Origin of the sequence: Streptomyces malaysiense (assembly GCF_000980885.2) — a bacterium.
Taxonomy (GTDB): Bacteria; Actinomycetota; Actinomycetes; order Streptomycetales; family Streptomycetaceae; genus Streptomyces; species Streptomyces malaysiense.
On the sequence record NZ_LBDA02000028.1, the window covers coordinates 44,418 to 60,651 of the forward strand.

The window sequence follows — 16,234 nt, forward strand, 5'->3', positions numbered from 1 at the left end:
AGCGCAGACCCTATCCGAAACGGATCGATAAGCAGGAAACGGTAAATCCGCCTATCTCCTTTGTACAAAGGACGGCAAGAAAAGGAACGCCCCGGACCGACTCTCCGTCGGCCCGGGGCGTTCTCACCCGCTCACGGGTGTCGCTACGAGTGCGTGCGCAGCAGCGTCCGCATCGTCCGCATCGCCACCGACAGGTTGGCGAGGTCGAAGGAGTCCGAACCGCGGATCTCCTCCAGGGTGGTGCGCGCCCGGCCCAGGATCGGGGCGTTCTTCCGCTCCCAGTCCGCGAAGCGCTGCTCCGGCGAGGAGGTGCCGTTGCCCGCCGCGAGCACGTCCGCGGTGAGCGCCGCGTGCGCCGCGTAGAGGTCCTCGCGGATGGAGGCTCGGGCCATGGACTGCCAGCGGTCGTTGCGGGGCAGCTCGATGATGCGGTCCATCAGCTGGGTGATGCCGAGGCGGTCGGCGAGGTCGTAGTAGACCTCGGCGACGTCCAGCGGCTCCTTGCCCATGCGGTCGGCCACCGAGACGATGTCGAGCGCCGGGAAGGCCGAGGAGAACCCGGCCACGCGGGTGGCGAGTTCGTCCGGGACGCCGGCCGCGGACAGCTCGTCGTACACGTGCTGGTACCACTCCAGGTCCGCGCCCCGCACCAGCTTGGGCAGCTGCTGCCAGACCTGCTCGACGCGCTCGGCGAAGAACTCCACCGTCTCGGCGAGCTGCAGCGGCTGCGGCCGGTTGTTGAGCAGCCAGCGGGTGCCGCGCTCGACCAGGCGGCGCGAGTGCAGCCGGATACGGGTCTGCACGGCGGCGTCGACCTGGTTGTCCAGGGCCTCAACCGCGTCCCACACCGGAGCCGAGCAGAAGATCGCGCGGGCCGCGGTCTGGGCGCGGACGATCTCCTCGAGGGAGGCGCCGGTCTCCTCGCGCAGCCGGTGCAGATACGTCGTACCGCCCGTGTTGACCGTGTCGTTGACCAGCACCGTGGTGGTGATCTCGCGGCGCAGCGGGTGGTTGTCGACGGCTTCCGCGAACCGCTCGCGCAGAGCGGAGGGGAAGTAGGCGTGCAGCAGGGTGCGCAGGTACGGGTCGTCGGGCAGCGAGGTGGCCAGCAGCTCCTCGGCGACCGTGATCTTGGTGTACGCCATGACGACGGCCGTCTCCGGGCCGGTCAGGCCCTGGCCCTGGCCCAGGCGCTCGCGGATCTGGCGGTCGGTGGGCAGGAACTCCAGCGCCCGGTCCAGGTGGCCCTCGCGCACCAGGTGGCGCAGGAAGCGCTGCTGGGCGTGGAGCATGTCCTTGGCCTGGAACAGCGCGTTGGCGAGCGCGGTGTTCTGCGCGTAGTTGTTGCGCAGCACCAGCGCGCCGACCTCGTCGGTCATCCCGGCGAGCAGCTTGTTGCGCTGCTTGACGGTCATGTCGCCGTCCGCGACCAGGCCGTTCAGCAGGATCTTGATGTTCACCTCGTGGTCGGAGGTGTCCACGCCGGCGCTGTTGTCGATCGCGTCGGTGTTGATCTTGCCGCCCTGGTGGGCGAACTCGATGCGGCCGAGCTGGGTCAGGCCCAGGTTGCCGCCCTCGCCGACGACCTTCACGCGCAGGTCGGCGCCGTCGACGCGGATGGCGTCGTTGGCCTTGTCGCCGACGTCCGCGTTCGACTCGGCGGACGACTTCACGTAGGTGCCGATGCCGCCGTTCCACAGCAGGTCGACCGGCGCCCCGAGGATCGTCTTCATCAGGTCGGCCGGGGTCATCTTGGCGACCTTGTCCTCGATGCCGAGGGCCTCGCGGATGTGCGCGTTGAGCTGGATCGACTTGGCGCTGCGCGGGAAGATCCCGCCGCCCGCCGAGAGCAGCTCGGTGTTGTAGTCGGCCCAGCTGGAGCGGGGCAGCTCGAACAGGCGGCGACGCTCGGCGTACCCGGTCGCCGCGTCCGGGTTCGGGTCGATGAAGATGTGCCGGTGGTCGAAGGCGGCGACCAGGCGGATGTGCTCGGACAGCAGCATGCCGTTGCCGAACACGTCACCGGACATGTCACCGATGCCGACGACCGTGAAGTCCTCGGACTGGGTGTCCACGCCCAGCTCGCGGAAGTGCCGCTTGACGGACTCCCACGCCCCGCGCGCCGTGATGCCCATGCCCTTGTGGTCGTAACCCGCCGAACCGCCGGAGGCGAAGGCGTCGCCGAGCCAGAAGTTGTACTTCTCGGCGACCCCGTTGGCGATGTCGGAGAAGGTGGCGGTGCCCTTGTCGGCCGCGACGACCAGGTAGGTGTCGTCGCCGTCGTGCCGCACCACGTCCTTGGGCGGGACGACCTCGCCGCCGACCATGTTGTCGGTGATGTCCAGCAGCGCCGAGATGAACGTCTTGTAGCTGGCGACGCCCTCCGCGAGCCACGCGTCCCGGTCCTGCGCCGGGTCCGGCAGCTGCTTGGCGACGAAGCCGCCCTTGGCGCCGACCGGCACGATGACGGTGTTCTTCACCATCTGCGCCTTGACCAGGCCGAGGATCTCGGTACGGAAGTCCTCACGCCGGTCGGACCAGCGCAGACCACCGCGCGCGACCTTGCCGAAGCGCAGGTGCACGCCCTCGACGCGCGGCGAGTACACCCAGATCTCGAACGCGGGGCGCGGCGCGGGCAGGTCCGGGATGGCCTGCGGGTCGAACTTCATCGACACGTAGTCGTGCGGGTGGCCGTCGGGGCGCCGCTGGAAGAAGTTGGTGCGCAGGGTCGCCTTGATGACGGTCAGGAAGGAGCGCAGGATGCGGTCCTCGTCCAGGCTCGCCACCTGGTCCAGGGCCGCGTCCAGCTCCTCCAGCAGCGCGTCCGTCAGCTCCAGGCCGGCCTGCTGCCGCTCCGGCGACATGCGCGCCTCGAAGAGGGAGACGAGCAGCCGGGTGGTGTGGACGTTGTTGCGGAGGGTGTCCTCCATGTAGTCCTGCGAGAAGGTCGAACCGGCCTGGCGCAGGTACTTGGCGTAGGCGCGCAGCACCATCGCCTCACGCCAGTTCAGCCCGGCGCTGAGCACGAGGGAGTTGAAGCCGTCGTTCTCCGCGTGGCCGGTCCAGGTCGCGGCGAACGCCTCCTGGAAGCGCTCGCGGCCGTCGTCGCCCAGGTAGTCGCCGCCCGTGCCGCCGGGCGACTTGGGGATGCGCAGGCCGAAGTCGTAGATCCAGCCGGTGGTGCGGTCCGAGCAGCGCAGTTCGTACGGCCGCTCGTCCACGACCTCGACGCCGATGCGCTGCAGGACCGGCAGCACGGCGGACAGGGAGACGGAGGCACCCTTGCGGTAGATCTTGAAGCGGCGCTCGTCGGGGGCGGCGCCGACCGGCTCGTACAGGCTCAGCGCGAAGTCGTTGCCGGGCTCCTCGGTGAGCCGCTCCAGGTGCACGAGATCGGCCACGGCCGCGCGGGGGGTGTGGTCGGCCTTGTAGCCCTCGGGGAAGGCGTTGGTGTAGCGGCGCAGCAGCTCGGCGGCGCGCTCCTCGCCCAGCTCGGCGTTGAGCGCCTCGCCGAACCCGTCCACCCAGGAGCGGGCGGCCTCGACCAGGCGGGCCTCGATGCGGTCCTTGTCGGCGTCCGACAGCTCGGGCAGCTCGGTGCCCTGCGGGACGCGGACGACGAAGTGCAGCCGGGACAGGATCGACTCGGTGTTCCAGGCGGTGAAGTCGACGCTGGTGCCGCCGAGCTCCTCCTTCAGGATGTCGATGATCCGCAACCGCACGCCGGTGGTGTAGCGGTCGCGCGGCAGGTAGACGAGGGCCGAGTAGTAGCGGCCGTACTCGTCCTGGCGCAGGTACAGCCGCAGCCGGCGGCGCTCCTGGAGGTAGAGCACGCTGGTGACGATGGACTGCAGCTCGGCGGCCGGCGTCTGGAACAGCTCGTCGCGCGGGTAGGTCTCCAGGATCTGGAGCAGGTCGCGGCCGTCGTGGCTGTTGGGCGAGAACCCGGCGCGGTCGAGGACCTCGGCGACCTTGCGGCGGATGACCGGGACGCGGCGCACCGACTCGGTGTACGCGGCCGAGGAGAACAGGCCGAGGAAGCGGCGCTCCCCGACGACGTTGCCGTCCTTGTCGAACTTCTTGACGCCGATGTAGTCCAGGTACGACGGCCGGTGCACGGTGGCCCGGCTGTTCGCCTTGGTCAGCACGAGCAGCTTGTGCTCACGGGCCTTGGCGCGAGCGTCCGCCGGCAGCCGCTCGAAGGAGGGACTGACCGGGTGCTGGTCGTCCTCGGCGTGCTGCGGGTCGGAGCGCAGGATGCCGAGGCCGGTGCCGGGCACCGCGGCCAGGATGTCGTCGCCGCGCAGCTCGTACTCGCGGAAGCCCAGGAAGGTGAAGTGGTCGGTGGAGAGCCAGCGCAGCAGCTCACGGGCCTCTTCGACCTCGGCCTTCGGCAGGTCGGCCGGGACCGGCTCGTCCTCCAGCTCGCCGGCGATCCGCGCCGCCGCCTCGCGCATCTTGTCCCAGTCCTCGACGGCCTCGCGGACGTCGGAGAGCACACGGAGCAGGTCGGAGGTGATCTGCTTGAGGTCGGCGCGGTCGGTCTCGCGGTCGATCTCGACGTGGATCCACGACTCGATGTGCGTGTCGTGCGGCAGCTCGGCGGAGGGGGCCGGGACCGGCAGGATCTCCAGCAGCTTGCCGGTGATGTCGCGGCGGACCGCGAACTGGGGGTGGATCACGACGTGGATGCCGCGCCCGCCCCGGGTCAGCTCGTTGGTGACGGAGTCGACCAGGAACGGCATGTCGTCGGTCACGACCTCGACGACGGTGTGGCTGCACGTCCAGCCGTTCTCCTCGACCGTCGGGGTGTGCACCCGGACGTTCGCGGTGCCCTGGGGGCGGTTCTCGGCGAGACGGTAGTGCGAGACCGCGGCGCCGAAGGCGTCCACCGGGTCGCGGTCGGCGAGGTCTTCCGGTGCGGTGTGCAGGAAGTAGCGCTGGAGGAACGCGAGGGTTGACTCACTGTCCGGGGTGTCCGGGGAGCCCTCGCCCGTCGACCCGGTCGGTAGGTTCCCCCCGACCGGGCTGTTCTCAGCTACCCGAGCGGCCCGTTCGAGCATCTCGGCCTTGGCTTCGTCCAGCTTGGTCTGCATTGTCCTCTGGCTCCTGTCGCGCGCCGTTGCGTGACGTAGAAGGAAGTACTGGCTCTTCCCCTGCGGCTCGACGCCACGGCCCGGAGTTTCCGGTCCGTTCCGACGCTATGCCGACAGGTGAGATGAGCGGGGGGTATTCGGCCATTTCCGACACGACCACGGGGTGTGACGCTGCTCTCGGCACCGTCGTCCTCCGGGCCGGGCCAGGCGTCCTGGGGGCAGCGGTGCCCCCGTCCCGCCCGCGAGGACCAGCGACCGCCGCCCGGTCACGGAGGTCGTCCGTGCAACCCGGGCGCGGGGCGGGAGCCGTAACGCTCCCGCGAGCTATCGCGCTGATCACGCCACAAGGCTATCGCCCCTCACCCCGGAACCGTCATGAGCCGTATGTGTACAAAACAGGGGGTCAAACTTTGACGTTCTGCACAGCGCCGGGGGGCGCCCGGGTGGCGTAACCGGATTCGGCCAGGTGAGGGGCCGCGCGGGGTAGCGGCCCCGCGCCTTCCGCCGCACCCTGAGAGCTACGGCCCAGGGGACCGGACCGGCCGAGGAGTCCGTCCCCGTCTGTCCCGGAGGAGCGCCGACATGCCCGCGAAGATCCTCATCGTCACCGGCGACGCCGCGGAGTCCCTGGAGGTCATGTATCCCTACCAGCGGCTGCGCGAGGAGGGCTACGACGTCGACATCGCGGCCCCCTCCCGCAAGACGCTCCGCTTCGTCGTGCACGACTTCGAGCCCGGCTACGACACGTACACCGAGAAGCCCGGGTACACCTGGCCGGCCGACCTCGCCTTCGCCGAGGTGGACCCCGGCGCGTACGCCGCCCTCGTCATCCCCGGCGGCCGGGCCCCCGAGTACCTGCGCAACGACCCCGAACTGCGCAAGATCCTCAAGGCATTCTTCGACGCGGACAAGCCGGTCGCCCAGATCTGCCACGGCCCGCTGCTCACCGCCGCGATCGACACCCTGCGCGGCCGGCGCGTCACGGCCTATCCGGCCCTGGAACCCGACATGCAGGCCGCCGGCGCGAGCTTCCAGGACACGGAGACGGTGACGGACGGCACGCTGGTCTCCGCCCGCGCCTGGCCGGACCATCCGGGGTGGATGCGGGAGTTCGTCAAGGTGCTGCGGGCGAAGGCCCCGGCGAACTGAGGTCCGCGCGGCGTCCGTCACACGGCTATTCGCTCCGCGATCTCCACCGCCTCCGCCAGCGTGTCCACCACCGGGACGCCGACCTCCTCCAGACTGGCCCTGCCGTGCGAGCCCCCGGTGTACAGCACCGCCCCGGCCCCCACGTGCCGCGCCGCGACCGCGTCGTCCGCCGCGTCCCCGATCACGACCGTCCGCCCCGGCTCCACCGACCCCGCGAGCCGGGACAGATGCCGCACCATGTGCTCGGCCTTGCTCCCCCCGGACGGCCCGGTCCGACCGTCGACGCGCACGAACTGCTCCTCGATCCCGAACCCCCGCACGAGCGGCACCAGCTCCTCGTGTCCGTACATGCTCAGCAGGGACTGGCTGTGCCCCGCCGTCCGCCAGCCGCGGAGCAGCTCCGCCGCCCCCTCGGTCAGCGTGCAGCGCGCCCTTCGCTCCGTGTACCGCCGGTGGAACATCCCGTCCATCAGCTCCCACTCGGCCTCGCTCGGCAGCCGCCCCATCAGCCGCTCGTAGAACTTCGGCACCGGCACGCAGTACAACGCGCGGTACTGCTCCAGCGTGATCGGCGCCAGGCCGAGCTCCGCGAAGGCCGCGTTGGTCGCCTCGATGATCGCCTCGTTGTCGTGGAACAGCGTGCCGTTCCAGTCCCAGACGATGTGCGCGCGTGCGTGCTTCCCCATGTCCAAGACCGTACCCGCCCCCACTGACAATGCCCCGGGGCGGCCGGCGATCCCCCGGTGGCGGCCGGGTCCCGCCCGGTCAGCCCCGCCCGAGAAGGTTGGGGATCTCCTGCGTGGCGAACCACAGCAGCTCGTGGTCCTCCGCCCCGTCCACGGCCGACTGCGCGTCCTCGTCCCCGCCGTCCGCCGCCGCCAGCGCCCGCGCCGCCGCGGTCACCTCCCGCTCGGCGTCGTCGGCGTCGGCGTGGACCGCCGCCGCCTTGGCGAGCGGCACCGTCACCTTCACGGTCACCCCGCCCGGCTCGGCCGCGCTCTCCGGGCCGGCCGCGACCGCGCCGTCGGCCACGTCCACGGCCACCACGATCCGGCGCCGCGGCGCGTCCTCGTCGGCCGCGAGCAGGCGCAGCGAGGCCAGCGCGGCCCGGCCGAGCGCGGCGTACTCCAGTTCCTCGACGTCGTCGGAGCGGTACCAGGCGCGCAGGGCGGGCGTGACGGCGTACGCGGCGAAGGGGCCGGCCCCCAGCTCACCCGTCCTGTGCGCCTCGGCGAGACCGGGGAGGGTCAGGGGGACGTAGACGCGCATGCTCGCCGCTCTCTTCTGGTCGTTCCGGGGGGCTTCAGGATACGTGCGGCTGTCCCCTTTCGAGTCCCTGCCCACACCCCGTAAGTGTCAGCCCCACGCGTCGCTCTTCACCCGGCGGACCCGCGTCATCTCGGGGCCCGGCCCTCTGTCCATCCCCCCGGAGGGTGAATCCCCTCGCCCCCTCGCCACCACCGCCCACGTCCTTGCCGCGCGGTCCCCGGCCCCGTACAAGATCCCCACCACCTAGTTACCGCCCGGTACCCCCCGGGCCGTCGAACGGGGACCCCATGAACAAGGTCATGAGCCGCACCCCTCACCCCCGCCCCCGGCACCGCCCGCCGACCCGCCACGACACCCGCCGCCCCTCCCCGGGCCCGCGCCGGGCGTCCGCCGACGGCCGTACGGCCACCCGCGCCGCACGCCCCCAGCCGCTCCAGGGGCCGCCGGCACCGGCCCAGCCGCCCCGCACAGCCCCTCGGGCGCCCGTCCGGCCCACTCGCCCCACGGACCTCTTCGCGGACCGCCTGCTGGCCGTCCTCAGCGGTCAGCGCCCGGTGCACTGGATGCTCCGCCACACCGCGGGCCGCGCCTACGACGACCTGGCCCGCCTGGCCGCCGAGGGCCCCCTGCGCGCCCGGGGCACCCGCCCGGTCGTCCGCGACATCGGCTACTACGTCGCCGGCGAGGGCGCCCTGGAGGTCTTCGCCCGGATCGCCGCGGGCAGCCGGCTCCGCGCCCTCGCCTTCCGCCTCGAACTGGGCCCGGACCTGCGCTGGCGCTGCACCGCGGTGGAGACAGGCCCACGCGCGAGGCCCTGAGCCCCGGCCCGCCGCGGCCGCGGGCGGTCGCCGCCCGGAGCAGCCGGCGACGCGAAGGGGGCCGGGCTCCAAAGGAACCCGGCCCCCTCACGGCGTGCGCGTCACTTCTTGCGACGCCGCCCGCCCTTGGCCTGCTTGCGGCGCTCCGCCCGCGTCAGCCCGTCCGACTCGGAACGCACCGGCCCGTCGTCCTCCAGGTCGCGCTCGACGATGCCGCCCTCGCCGTCCACCGTCGGCGCGGAGAAGTGCAGATCCCGGCGCTGCGGGACGTCGAGCCCCTTGGCGCGGATCTCCGGGCGCCCCGCGCCCGCCTGCGCCGGCACCGCGTCCTCGGCGCCCTCGCCGGCCGGCTCGGCCTCCGCGACCGGCACCTCCTCGACCTGCTGCTCGACCTGGACCTCCAGGTTGAACAGGTAGCCGACGGACTCCTCCTTGATGCCCTCCATCATCGCGGTGAACATGTCGAAGCCCTCGCGCTGGTACTCGACCAGCGGGTCCTTCTGCGCCATCGCGCGCAGACCGATGCCCTCCTGGAGGTAGTCCATCTCGTAGAGGTGCTCGCGCCACTTGCGGTCGAGCACCGACAGCACGACCCGCCGCTCCAGCTCACGCATGATCTCGGAGCCGAGCTGACCCTCACGGGCCTGGTACTGCTCGTGGATGTCCTCCTTGATGGACTCCGAGATGAACTCGGCGGTCAGACCGGCGCGGTCGCCCGCGGCCTCCTCCAGCTCCTCGACGGTGACCTTCACCGGGTAGAGCTGCTTGAAGGCGCCCCACAGCCGCTCCAGGTCCCAGTCCTCGGGGAAGCCCTCGGCGGTCTCCGCGGCGATGTACGCGTCGATCGTGTCGTCCATGAAGTGCTGGACCTGCTCGTGCAGGTCCTCACCCTCCAGCACGCGCCGGCGCTCGCCGTAGATGACCTCGCGCTGCCGGTTGAGCACCTCGTCGTACTTCAGGACGTTCTTGCGCGTCTCGAAGTTCTGCTGCTCGACCTGCGACTGCGCGGAGGCGATCGCACGGGTGACCATCTTGTTCTCGATCGGCACGTCGTCCGGCACGTTCGCCATGGACATCACGCGCTCGACCATCTGGGCCTTGAACAGGCGCATCAGGTCGTCGCCGAGGGAGAGGTAGAAACGGGACTCGCCGGGGTCGCCCTGACGGCCGGAACGACCGCGCAGCTGGTTGTCGATGCGCCGCGACTCGTGCCGCTCCGTGCCGAGGACGTAGAGGCCGCCGAGCTCCTCGACCTCGTCCTTCTCCGCCTTGACGGCCTGCTCGGCCTTCTCCAGGGCGGCCGGCAGCGCCGCGGCCCACTCCTCGATGTGCTCCTCGGGGTCGAGGCCGCGCTGGCGCAGCTCCGCCTCGGCGAGGTCCTCGGGGTTGCCGCCGAGCTTGATGTCCGTACCGCGGCCGGCCATGTTGGTGGCGACCGTCACGGCGCCCTTGCGGCCGGCCTGGGCGACGATCGACGCCTCACGCTCGTGGTGCTTGGCGTTCAGCACCTCGTGCTGGATGCCGCGCTTGCTGAGCTGCTGCGAGAGGTACTCGGACTTCTCGACCGAGGTGGTGCCGACGAGGATCGGCTGGCCCTTGTCGTGCTTCTCGGCGATGTCGTCGACGACCGCCTCGAACTTGGCCACCTCGGTGCGGTAGATCAGGTCCGACTGGTCCTTGCGCACCATCGGCTTGTTGGTCGGGATGGGGACCACGCCGAGCTTGTAGATCTGGTGGAACTCGGCGGCCTCGGTCATCGCCGTACCGGTCATGCCGGAGAGCTTGTCGTAGAGGCGGAAGAAGTTCTGGAGGGTGATGGTGGCGAGGGTCTGGTTCTCGTCCTTGATGTCCACCCCTTCCTTCGCCTCGATCGCCTGGTGCATGCCCTCGTTGTAGCGGCGGCCGGCGAGGATACGGCCGGTGTGCTCGTCGACGATCATGACCTCGCCGTCGATGACGACGTAGTCCTTGTCCTTCTTGAACAGTTCCTTCGCCTTGATGGCGTTGTTCAGGTAGCCGACGAGCGGGGTGTTCACCGACTCGTAGAGGTTGTCGATGCCCAGCCAGTCCTCGACCTTGCTGACACCGGACTCGTGGATGGCGACCGTGCGCTTCTTCTCGTCCACGTCGTAGTCGCCGGTTTCCTCGACGCCCTTGAGCGGGTTTCCGGCCTCGCCCTTCTTCAGGCGCAGGACGAGCTTGGCGAAGTCGCCGTACCACTTGGTGGCCTGGTCGGCCGGGCCGGAGATGATCAGCGGCGTACGAGCCTCGTCGACGAGGATGGAGTCGACCTCGTCCACGATCGCGAAGTTGTGGCCGCGCTGCACCAGTTCGTCCTGCGCCCACGCCATGTTGTCGCGCAGGTAGTCGAAGCCGAACTCGTTGTTGGTGCCGTAGGTGATGTCGCACCCGTACTGCTCGCGGCGCTGGGCGGGCGTCATGTTGGCGAGGATGACGCCGACGTCGAGGCCGAGGAACTTGTGGACGCGGCCCATCATCTCGGAGTCGCGCTCGGCCAGGTAGTCGTTGACCGTGACGATGTGGACACCGTCGCCGGACAGCGCGTTCAGGTACGCGGGCAGGGTGCCGACGAGGGTCTTGCCCTCACCGGTCTTCATCTCGGCCACATAGCCGAGGTGGAGCGCGGCGCCACCCATCAGCTGCACGTCGTAGTGACGCTGGCCGAGGACGCGCTTGGCGGCCTCGCGGACGGTGGCGAACGCCTCGGGGAGCAGGTCGTCCAGGCTCTCACCATCGGCGTACCGCTGCTTGTACTCCTCGGTGAGGGCCCGCAGCTCGGCGTCGGAGAGGTCGACGAAGTCCTCTTCGATGGAGTTGACCTGGTCCGCGATGCGGTGCAGCTTGCGCAGGATCTTGCCTTCGCCTGCACGCATGATCTTCGAGAGGACGGACACGGGGGCTGGTCTCCTTGCCGGTCGGGCCTGGGACGGTCGGTTTTCCATGTGACGTACTGAGCAACGGCCATCGTATGCGAGGACCGCGCCGCGCCGGGAGTGCCCGGTGTCCGGGCCGCCGCTTCACAGGAACAACGGACGGGATACGCGGATAGTGCCGCATCGGCGCAGGGATTTGTGCGAAATGTGATCGCGCGCTCACGGATCGCGGAAATCGATGGCCCTTGCGGGGCGGTACGAGCAGAATCGCCCGATGGAACCCGTCACGCTCACCACCGGCCGGCTTCGTCTGCGCGCCGTCGGACCGGCCGACACCGAGGCCGTGTACCAGGCCGCGCAGGACCCCGACATCCAGCGCTGGACCACGATCCCCTCCCCGTACCTGCCCGAGCACGCGCGCGGTTTCACGGAGGAGCTGGTCCCGGGCGGCTGGGCGAACGGTTCGATGTTCACCTGGGGGATCTTCCTCACCGGCGGGGAGCTGGCCGGCATGCTCAGCCTCAGCATGCGCTCCCCCGCGACCGCGGAGGTCGGCTTCTGGGGCGCCAAGGAGCACCGCGGCCTCGGCCATGTGACGGAGGCCGTGCTCACCGCCTGCCGGTGGATCTTCACCGGCCTGGGCGTCGACCGGGTCGAGTGGCGCGCCGAGGTCGGCAACCACGGCTCGCGCGGGGTCGCCGAGCGCGCGGGCTTCACCCTGGAAGGCACCCTGCGCTCCGCGATCAACAACAAGGGGGTGCGCAGGGACTGCTGGATCGCCTCCCTGCTCCCCTCGGACCTCGGCCTGCCGTCCACCGCCCCCTATCTGCCCGGCCCGGGGCGGTGAGCCGCAGCTCAGGACCGGTTGTCAGTGCCACCCTCTATCGTCCGGGGCATGACGACCCTGCCGCGCCCGACCATCGCGCTCACCGCGGACGACGCCCGCCGTATCGCCCTGCGGGCCCAGGGCCTGCTCGGCGCGCCCGACCGGCGGGCCGGGGTCCGCGGGGTGCTGCGCCACCTCGGCGCGGTGCAGCTCGACACCATCTCGGTCCTCGCCCGCTCGCACGAACTGGTCCCGTACGCCCGCCTCGGCGCCGTCGGCCGCACCACGGTGGAGGACGCCTACTGGAAGGACGCGCACGCCTTCGAGTACTGGTCGCACGCGGCCTGTCTGCTGCCCGTCGAGGAGTGGCCGCACTTCGCCTTCCGCCGCCGCGCCTACCGCGACCGCCCGCACTGGAACCACGAACTCCCCGACGGGGTATACGAGCAGGTCGTCAAGCAGCTGCGCGCCGAGGGCCCGCTGACCGCGACCGAACTGGGCGGCGCGAAGCGCACCAGCGAGTGGTGGGACTGGTCCGGCACCAAGGTCGCGGTCGAACGGGCACTGATGTACGGAGAGGTGGTGTGCGTCGAACGCCGTGGCTGGAAGCGGGTGTACGACCTCGCCGAGCGCGCCGTCCCCGCCGCCCTGCTGCACGACGAGCTGGACGACTCCGAGTGCCTGCGCCGTCTGGTCCGGCTGGCCGGCGAGTCCCTGGGCGTGGGCACCCGCGCGGACATCGCCGACTACCACCGGCTGAAGGGCGAACAGGTGGACGCGGTCCTCGCGGACTCGGGCCTGGTGCCGGTCGAGGTCGAGGGCTGGGGCAGGCCGGCCTGGGCGGATCCGGCGGCCCTGGCGACCCCGGCCCGCGGCCGCCACCGCACCACCCTGCTCTCGCCCTTCGACTCGCTGATCTGGGAGCGGGCTCGCACCGAACGGATCTTCGGCTTCACCCACCGTCTGGAGGCCTACACCCCCAAGCCCAAGCGGGTGTACGGCTACTTCGCCATGCCGGTGCTCGCGGGTGGCCGTCTCGTCGGGCGTGTCGACCCGGCCCGGGAGGGCCGCACCCTGGTGGCCCGGCAGGTCACCCTGGACGGTCCCCGGGCGGTCCCGGCGGTCGCCCAGGCGCTGCTGACGGCAGCCGGCTGGGTGAACTGCACGAACGTACGGGTGGAACGCGTGGACGATCCCGCCCTGCGCGAACCGCTCACCGCGGAACTCGCCCGCGCCCTCGGCTGAGGGGCGCTACCGGCGACCAGGGAGCCCGGCGGCTAGCGGATCTCCAGGATCTTCTCCCGCATCGCGTAGACCACGGCCTCCATCCGGGAGTGCAGCTGCAGCTTCTCCAGGATGTTGCGGACGTGGTTCTTCACGGTGTTCTCGGAGATGAACAACTCCTTGGCGATGTCCCGGTTGTTCATCCCCGTGGCGACGAGTTTGAGGACTTCCAGTTCACGGTCGGTCAGCCGGGGCGCGGGCACCAGCCGGCGCTCGTCGGTGCGCTGGATCATCGACTTGAACTCGGTGAGGAGTTTCGACGCCATGGAAGGGCTGATCTGCGACTGCCCGTCGGCGACCGCGCGAATGGCGGTCGCCACCTCGTCGGTGGAGATCTCCTTGAGCAGATATCCGGTGGCGCCCGCCTTGATCGCGTCGTAGAGGTCGGCCTCCTCGTCGCTGATCGTCAGCATGATGATCTTCGCGCTGGGGGCGACCTCCTTGATGGAGGTGCACGCCTCGATCCCCCCGCGTCGCGGCATCCGGACGTCCATCAGCACGATGTCCGGCAGCAGATCGGCGGCCTTGTCCACGGCCTCGGCGCCGTCGCCCGCCTCGCCGACGACCTGGATGTCCTCCTCGGCCGCGAGCACGATCTCCAGGCCGCGTCTGAAGAGGGCGTGATCGTCCACCACCAGGACCCTGATCGGCTCATCGCGCGAAGAGCCCGCGTCGGGGCACATGCCGAGCACACCGTCGCCGGCGTCGTCGGCCTCCTCGCTCCGCATCGGTCCGAAGGTGTCCGCCATCGTTCCTCCCCCTGAAGGCTGTGGCCTGTCTGGTCCCGTGCCATCGCCAACCCAAGGCAGCGGCCCACCGGTTGGGCCCTTGCGGTCATGATTTCATGCCGGAACGACACCCAGGCGCCGTGCGCGGCGCGAAGTGGTCGCACACTGGTGCCCCGGGGGCGCACACGCGCTCCAGGGGCACCGGTCGGGCTTCGGCCCCGGGCGGTCAGCCGCCCAACGTGCCCCCTGCCGCCGGGGGCTGCGCCTCGGCGACCATCGGGTCCGTGCTGAGGTGGATCACGCCGTAGTCGTAGGCGTGGCGCCGGTAGACGACGCTCGGCTCCTTCGTCTCGGAGTCGACGAACAAGTAGAAGTCATGGCCGACCAGTTCCATCTCGTAGAGGGCCTGGTCCAGGCTCATCGGGGAGGCGACGTGGGTCTTCTCGCGGACGACGAGGGGGCCTTCGCCCTTGACCTCGAGCGAGCCGATCTTCGTGGTCGGCACTCCGTCCGTCTCGTCCTCCCGCACCGGGACGCCGTTTCCGTTCAGCGTCGCCGCGCCCGGGACGTGGTCGGGGACCTCCGCCGCCGAGATCCGCCGTGCGCCACGGCGCGAGAACCGCTTGTCGTGCTGCTTGCGCAGTCGCGCGTCCAGCTTTTCCGCCGCCATGTCGAGTGCCGCGTACGGGTCGCTGGCCGCTGCCTCCGCCCGGATCACCGGGCCCCGTGAGCGGAGCGTGATCTCCACTCGGTCGCAGCGGTCGGCCTGTCGAGGGTTGGGCTCCTTGGACACCTCGACGTCGAGGCTGATCACCTTGCCGTCGAGCTTCTGGATCTTCTCCAGCTTCAGCTTCTCGGCCACGTGCTTGCGGAACCGCTCGGGCACCTCGGTCTTGCGGCCTTTGACGACGATGTCCACGCAGAACTCCGTTCCCGGATCGCTCCGCTGCTTCGGCGGAGCATCTCCCTTTTGCACCAGGCCCGGTGGGCACCGGACCTCGGACTCGGTGACGTCCACCTCCTCCTCCCCCAAGGGCGGGATCTGCACCCCTACCGGCGCGGGTGATTGTGGAAAACCCGCAGCACGGCATTCGGATATGAGAGGTGCGGCCTGCGCCTCTTTCCTCACAACCGAACATATCTCGCCCGGACGGATGTCGTCACCCTCTACTGCGGCGTACCTCCGTTCGGGTGAATAAACCCTCTCACTACCTGCAACGATGCAGGTCGGCGGTCAGTTCCTGTTTCTTTCGAAAGAATCCGCAGGAGCGGCGATCACGGCCGCGCGCAGCGGCGGCCCGAGGGCGTTCGCGGGCGTCTTATTCGCTGCACCATGCACCCACTTCCCCGTCTCCCACTTCGCCTTCTCCGGTCCTCCCGTGCTTCGTTCTTCCCTTACTTCCCGAGTTGCGTTCTTGTACACAGCTCTTGACTCGCCGATTCGCAGAGCCCGTGCCGCCTCCGCGAGACTGGCGCCGGTGGTGATCAGGTCGTCCACCAGCACGACCCGGCCCCCGGCGAGCAGCCGGTCCCCGCCCGCCGTCACCTCCAGCGCGCCCGCGAGGTTCGCCAGTCGTCGGCGCGCGTCCAGCTCCGCCTGGTCCGCCACGGGTCTGCGCTGGCGCAGTACCGCCGCCACCCGGGCCGCTGTCCCGGTGCGCCGCAGCTCCCCGGCCGCCGCGAGCGCCATCCGCCGTACCGGATCGTGTCCCCGCGCCCGTACGGCCCACCGCGCGGAGGGCACGGGTACGAGCACGACGGTCCCCGCGGTCCCGGCCCCGGTCCCGGCCGACGCGTCGAGGCCCGCCCGCACGACCCTCGCCAAGGCCGTGCCCAGCGCTCCCGTCAGGGTCAGAGCGCCCCGCTCCTTGTGTGCGAGAAGCAGTGCGCGCACCGCCTCCGCGTACGGCGCCGACGCGTACACCGCGGGAAGTCCCGCCGGCTCCGGCTGCGGTCGCACCCGCCGGGGCGCGCTCCCGGCCAGCGCGGTCCGGCAGCACGCGCAGAGCGCCGTACGAGGTGCTCCGCAGCCCGCGCAGTCGGTCGGCAGCACCAGGTCGGTGAGGTCACGCAACCACCCCCGCATGACCACCACTGTGCCAAGGCCGGAGCCGGCCCACCACCCCTGTGGACGACAGCCTGTGGACAACTCGCACAAGCCGTTGTCCGG

The 16,234-nt window shown here is 70.7% G+C and carries 11 protein-coding genes; 4 read left to right on the forward strand and 7 right to left on the reverse strand.

Features of this window, described 5'->3' with window-relative positions; genetic code table 11:
• Window positions 1–143: 143 nt before the first annotated feature.
• A complete protein-coding gene (locus VT52_RS12795) occupies window positions 144–5,096 on the reverse strand; it encodes an NAD-glutamate dehydrogenase (protein ID WP_046419960.1) in 4,953 nt (1,650 codons plus the stop codon).
• 582 nt (window positions 5,097–5,678) lie between these two features.
• Between VT52_RS12795 and VT52_RS12800 the strand changes: the two genes are divergently transcribed.
• The gene (locus tag VT52_RS12800) at window positions 5,679–6,245 is read left to right on the forward strand and encodes a DJ-1/PfpI family protein (RefSeq protein ID WP_046419961.1); all 567 of its coding nucleotides are present in this window, start codon (window positions 5,679–5,681) and stop codon (window positions 6,243–6,245) included.
• Between the two features lie 17 nt (window positions 6,246–6,262).
• Here the strand turns inward: VT52_RS12800 and VT52_RS12805 are convergent, their stop codons facing one another.
• Window positions 6,263–6,931, reverse strand: coding sequence for an HAD family hydrolase (locus VT52_RS12805; protein ID WP_046419964.1), 669 nt, complete (start codon window positions 6,929–6,931; stop codon window positions 6,263–6,265).
• A 79-nt stretch (window positions 6,932–7,010) separates the two neighbouring features.
• On the reverse strand, window positions 7,011–7,514 hold the full coding sequence (locus VT52_RS12810) for a DUF6912 family protein (RefSeq protein ID WP_046419965.1): 504 nt from the start codon (window positions 7,512–7,514) through the stop codon (window positions 7,011–7,013).
• Window positions 7,515–7,801: 287 nt separating this feature from the next.
• On the opposite strand from VT52_RS12810, the gene VT52_RS12815 reads away from it, so the two are divergent.
• Entirely contained in the window at window positions 7,802–8,332 is a 531-nt protein-coding gene (locus VT52_RS12815; protein WP_046419968.1) for an Rv3235 family protein, read from the forward strand.
• 101 nt (window positions 8,333–8,433) lie between these two features.
• On the opposite strand, the gene secA is transcribed toward VT52_RS12815, so the two are convergent.
• Complete coding sequence (gene secA, locus VT52_RS12820; protein ID WP_046419970.1) at window positions 8,434–11,247, reverse strand: preprotein translocase subunit SecA; 2,814 nt, start codon at window positions 11,245–11,247, stop codon at window positions 8,434–8,436.
• A gap of 253 nt (window positions 11,248–11,500) precedes the next feature.
• Here secA and VT52_RS12825 point away from each other — a divergent pair, with 253 nt between their 5' ends.
• Together VT52_RS12825 and VT52_RS12830 are read left to right on the forward strand one after the other, a co-directional pair.
• Window positions 11,501–12,073 carry a GNAT family N-acetyltransferase gene (locus VT52_RS12825; protein WP_046419973.1) on the forward strand — a complete coding sequence of 191 codons (573 nt, stop codon included), beginning with the start codon at window positions 11,501–11,503 and terminating at the stop codon, window positions 12,071–12,073.
• Window positions 12,074–12,121: 48 nt separating this feature from the next.
• Complete coding sequence (locus VT52_RS12830) at window positions 12,122–13,297, forward strand: winged helix-turn-helix domain-containing protein (RefSeq protein ID WP_046419975.1); 1,176 nt, start codon at window positions 12,122–12,124, stop codon at window positions 13,295–13,297.
• Between the two features lie 32 nt (window positions 13,298–13,329).
• Here the strand turns inward: VT52_RS12830 and VT52_RS12835 are convergent, their stop codons facing one another.
• The 3 genes from VT52_RS12835 to VT52_RS12845 form a co-directional block, all read right to left on the reverse strand.
• Window positions 13,330–14,085, reverse strand: a complete 756-nt coding sequence (locus VT52_RS12835; RefSeq protein ID WP_046419979.1) for a response regulator — start codon at window positions 14,083–14,085, stop codon at window positions 13,330–13,332.
• Between the two features lie 205 nt (window positions 14,086–14,290).
• The gene (hpf, locus tag VT52_RS12840) at window positions 14,291–14,983 is read right to left on the reverse strand and encodes a ribosome hibernation-promoting factor, HPF/YfiA family (RefSeq protein ID WP_046419981.1); all 693 of its coding nucleotides are present in this window, start codon (window positions 14,981–14,983) and stop codon (window positions 14,291–14,293) included.
• A gap of 315 nt (window positions 14,984–15,298) precedes the next feature.
• Complete coding sequence (locus VT52_RS12845) at window positions 15,299–16,150, reverse strand: ComF family protein (protein WP_046419996.1); 852 nt, start codon at window positions 16,148–16,150, stop codon at window positions 15,299–15,301.
• Window positions 16,151–16,234 lie beyond the last annotated feature (84 nt).

Excerpts from the sequence above, each read along its gene's own strand:
- VT52_RS12795 (WP_046419960.1), bottom strand. The coding sequence starts at position 5,096 with ATGCAGACCAAGCTGGACGAAGCCAAGGCCGAGATGCTCGAACGGGCC.
- VT52_RS12800 (WP_046419961.1), top strand. The coding sequence starts at position 5,679 with ATGCCCGCGAAGATCCTCATCGTCACCGGCGACGCCGCGGAGTCCCTG.
- VT52_RS12805 (WP_046419964.1), bottom strand. The coding sequence starts at position 6,931 with ATGGGGAAGCACGCACGCGCGCACATCGTCTGGGACTGGAACGGCACG.
- VT52_RS12810 (WP_046419965.1), bottom strand. The coding sequence starts at position 7,514 with ATGCGCGTCTACGTCCCCCTGACCCTCCCCGGTCTCGCCGAGGCGCAC.
- VT52_RS12815 (WP_046419968.1), top strand. The coding sequence starts at position 7,802 with ATGAACAAGGTCATGAGCCGCACCCCTCACCCCCGCCCCCGGCACCGC.
- VT52_RS12825 (WP_046419973.1), top strand. The coding sequence starts at position 11,501 with ATGGAACCCGTCACGCTCACCACCGGCCGGCTTCGTCTGCGCGCCGTC.
- VT52_RS12830 (WP_046419975.1), top strand. The coding sequence starts at position 12,122 with ATGACGACCCTGCCGCGCCCGACCATCGCGCTCACCGCGGACGACGCC.
- VT52_RS12835 (WP_046419979.1), bottom strand. The coding sequence starts at position 14,085 with ATGGCGGACACCTTCGGACCGATGCGGAGCGAGGAGGCCGACGACGCC.
- VT52_RS12845 (WP_046419996.1), bottom strand. The coding sequence starts at position 16,150 with ATGCGGGGGTGGTTGCGTGACCTCACCGACCTGGTGCTGCCGACCGAC.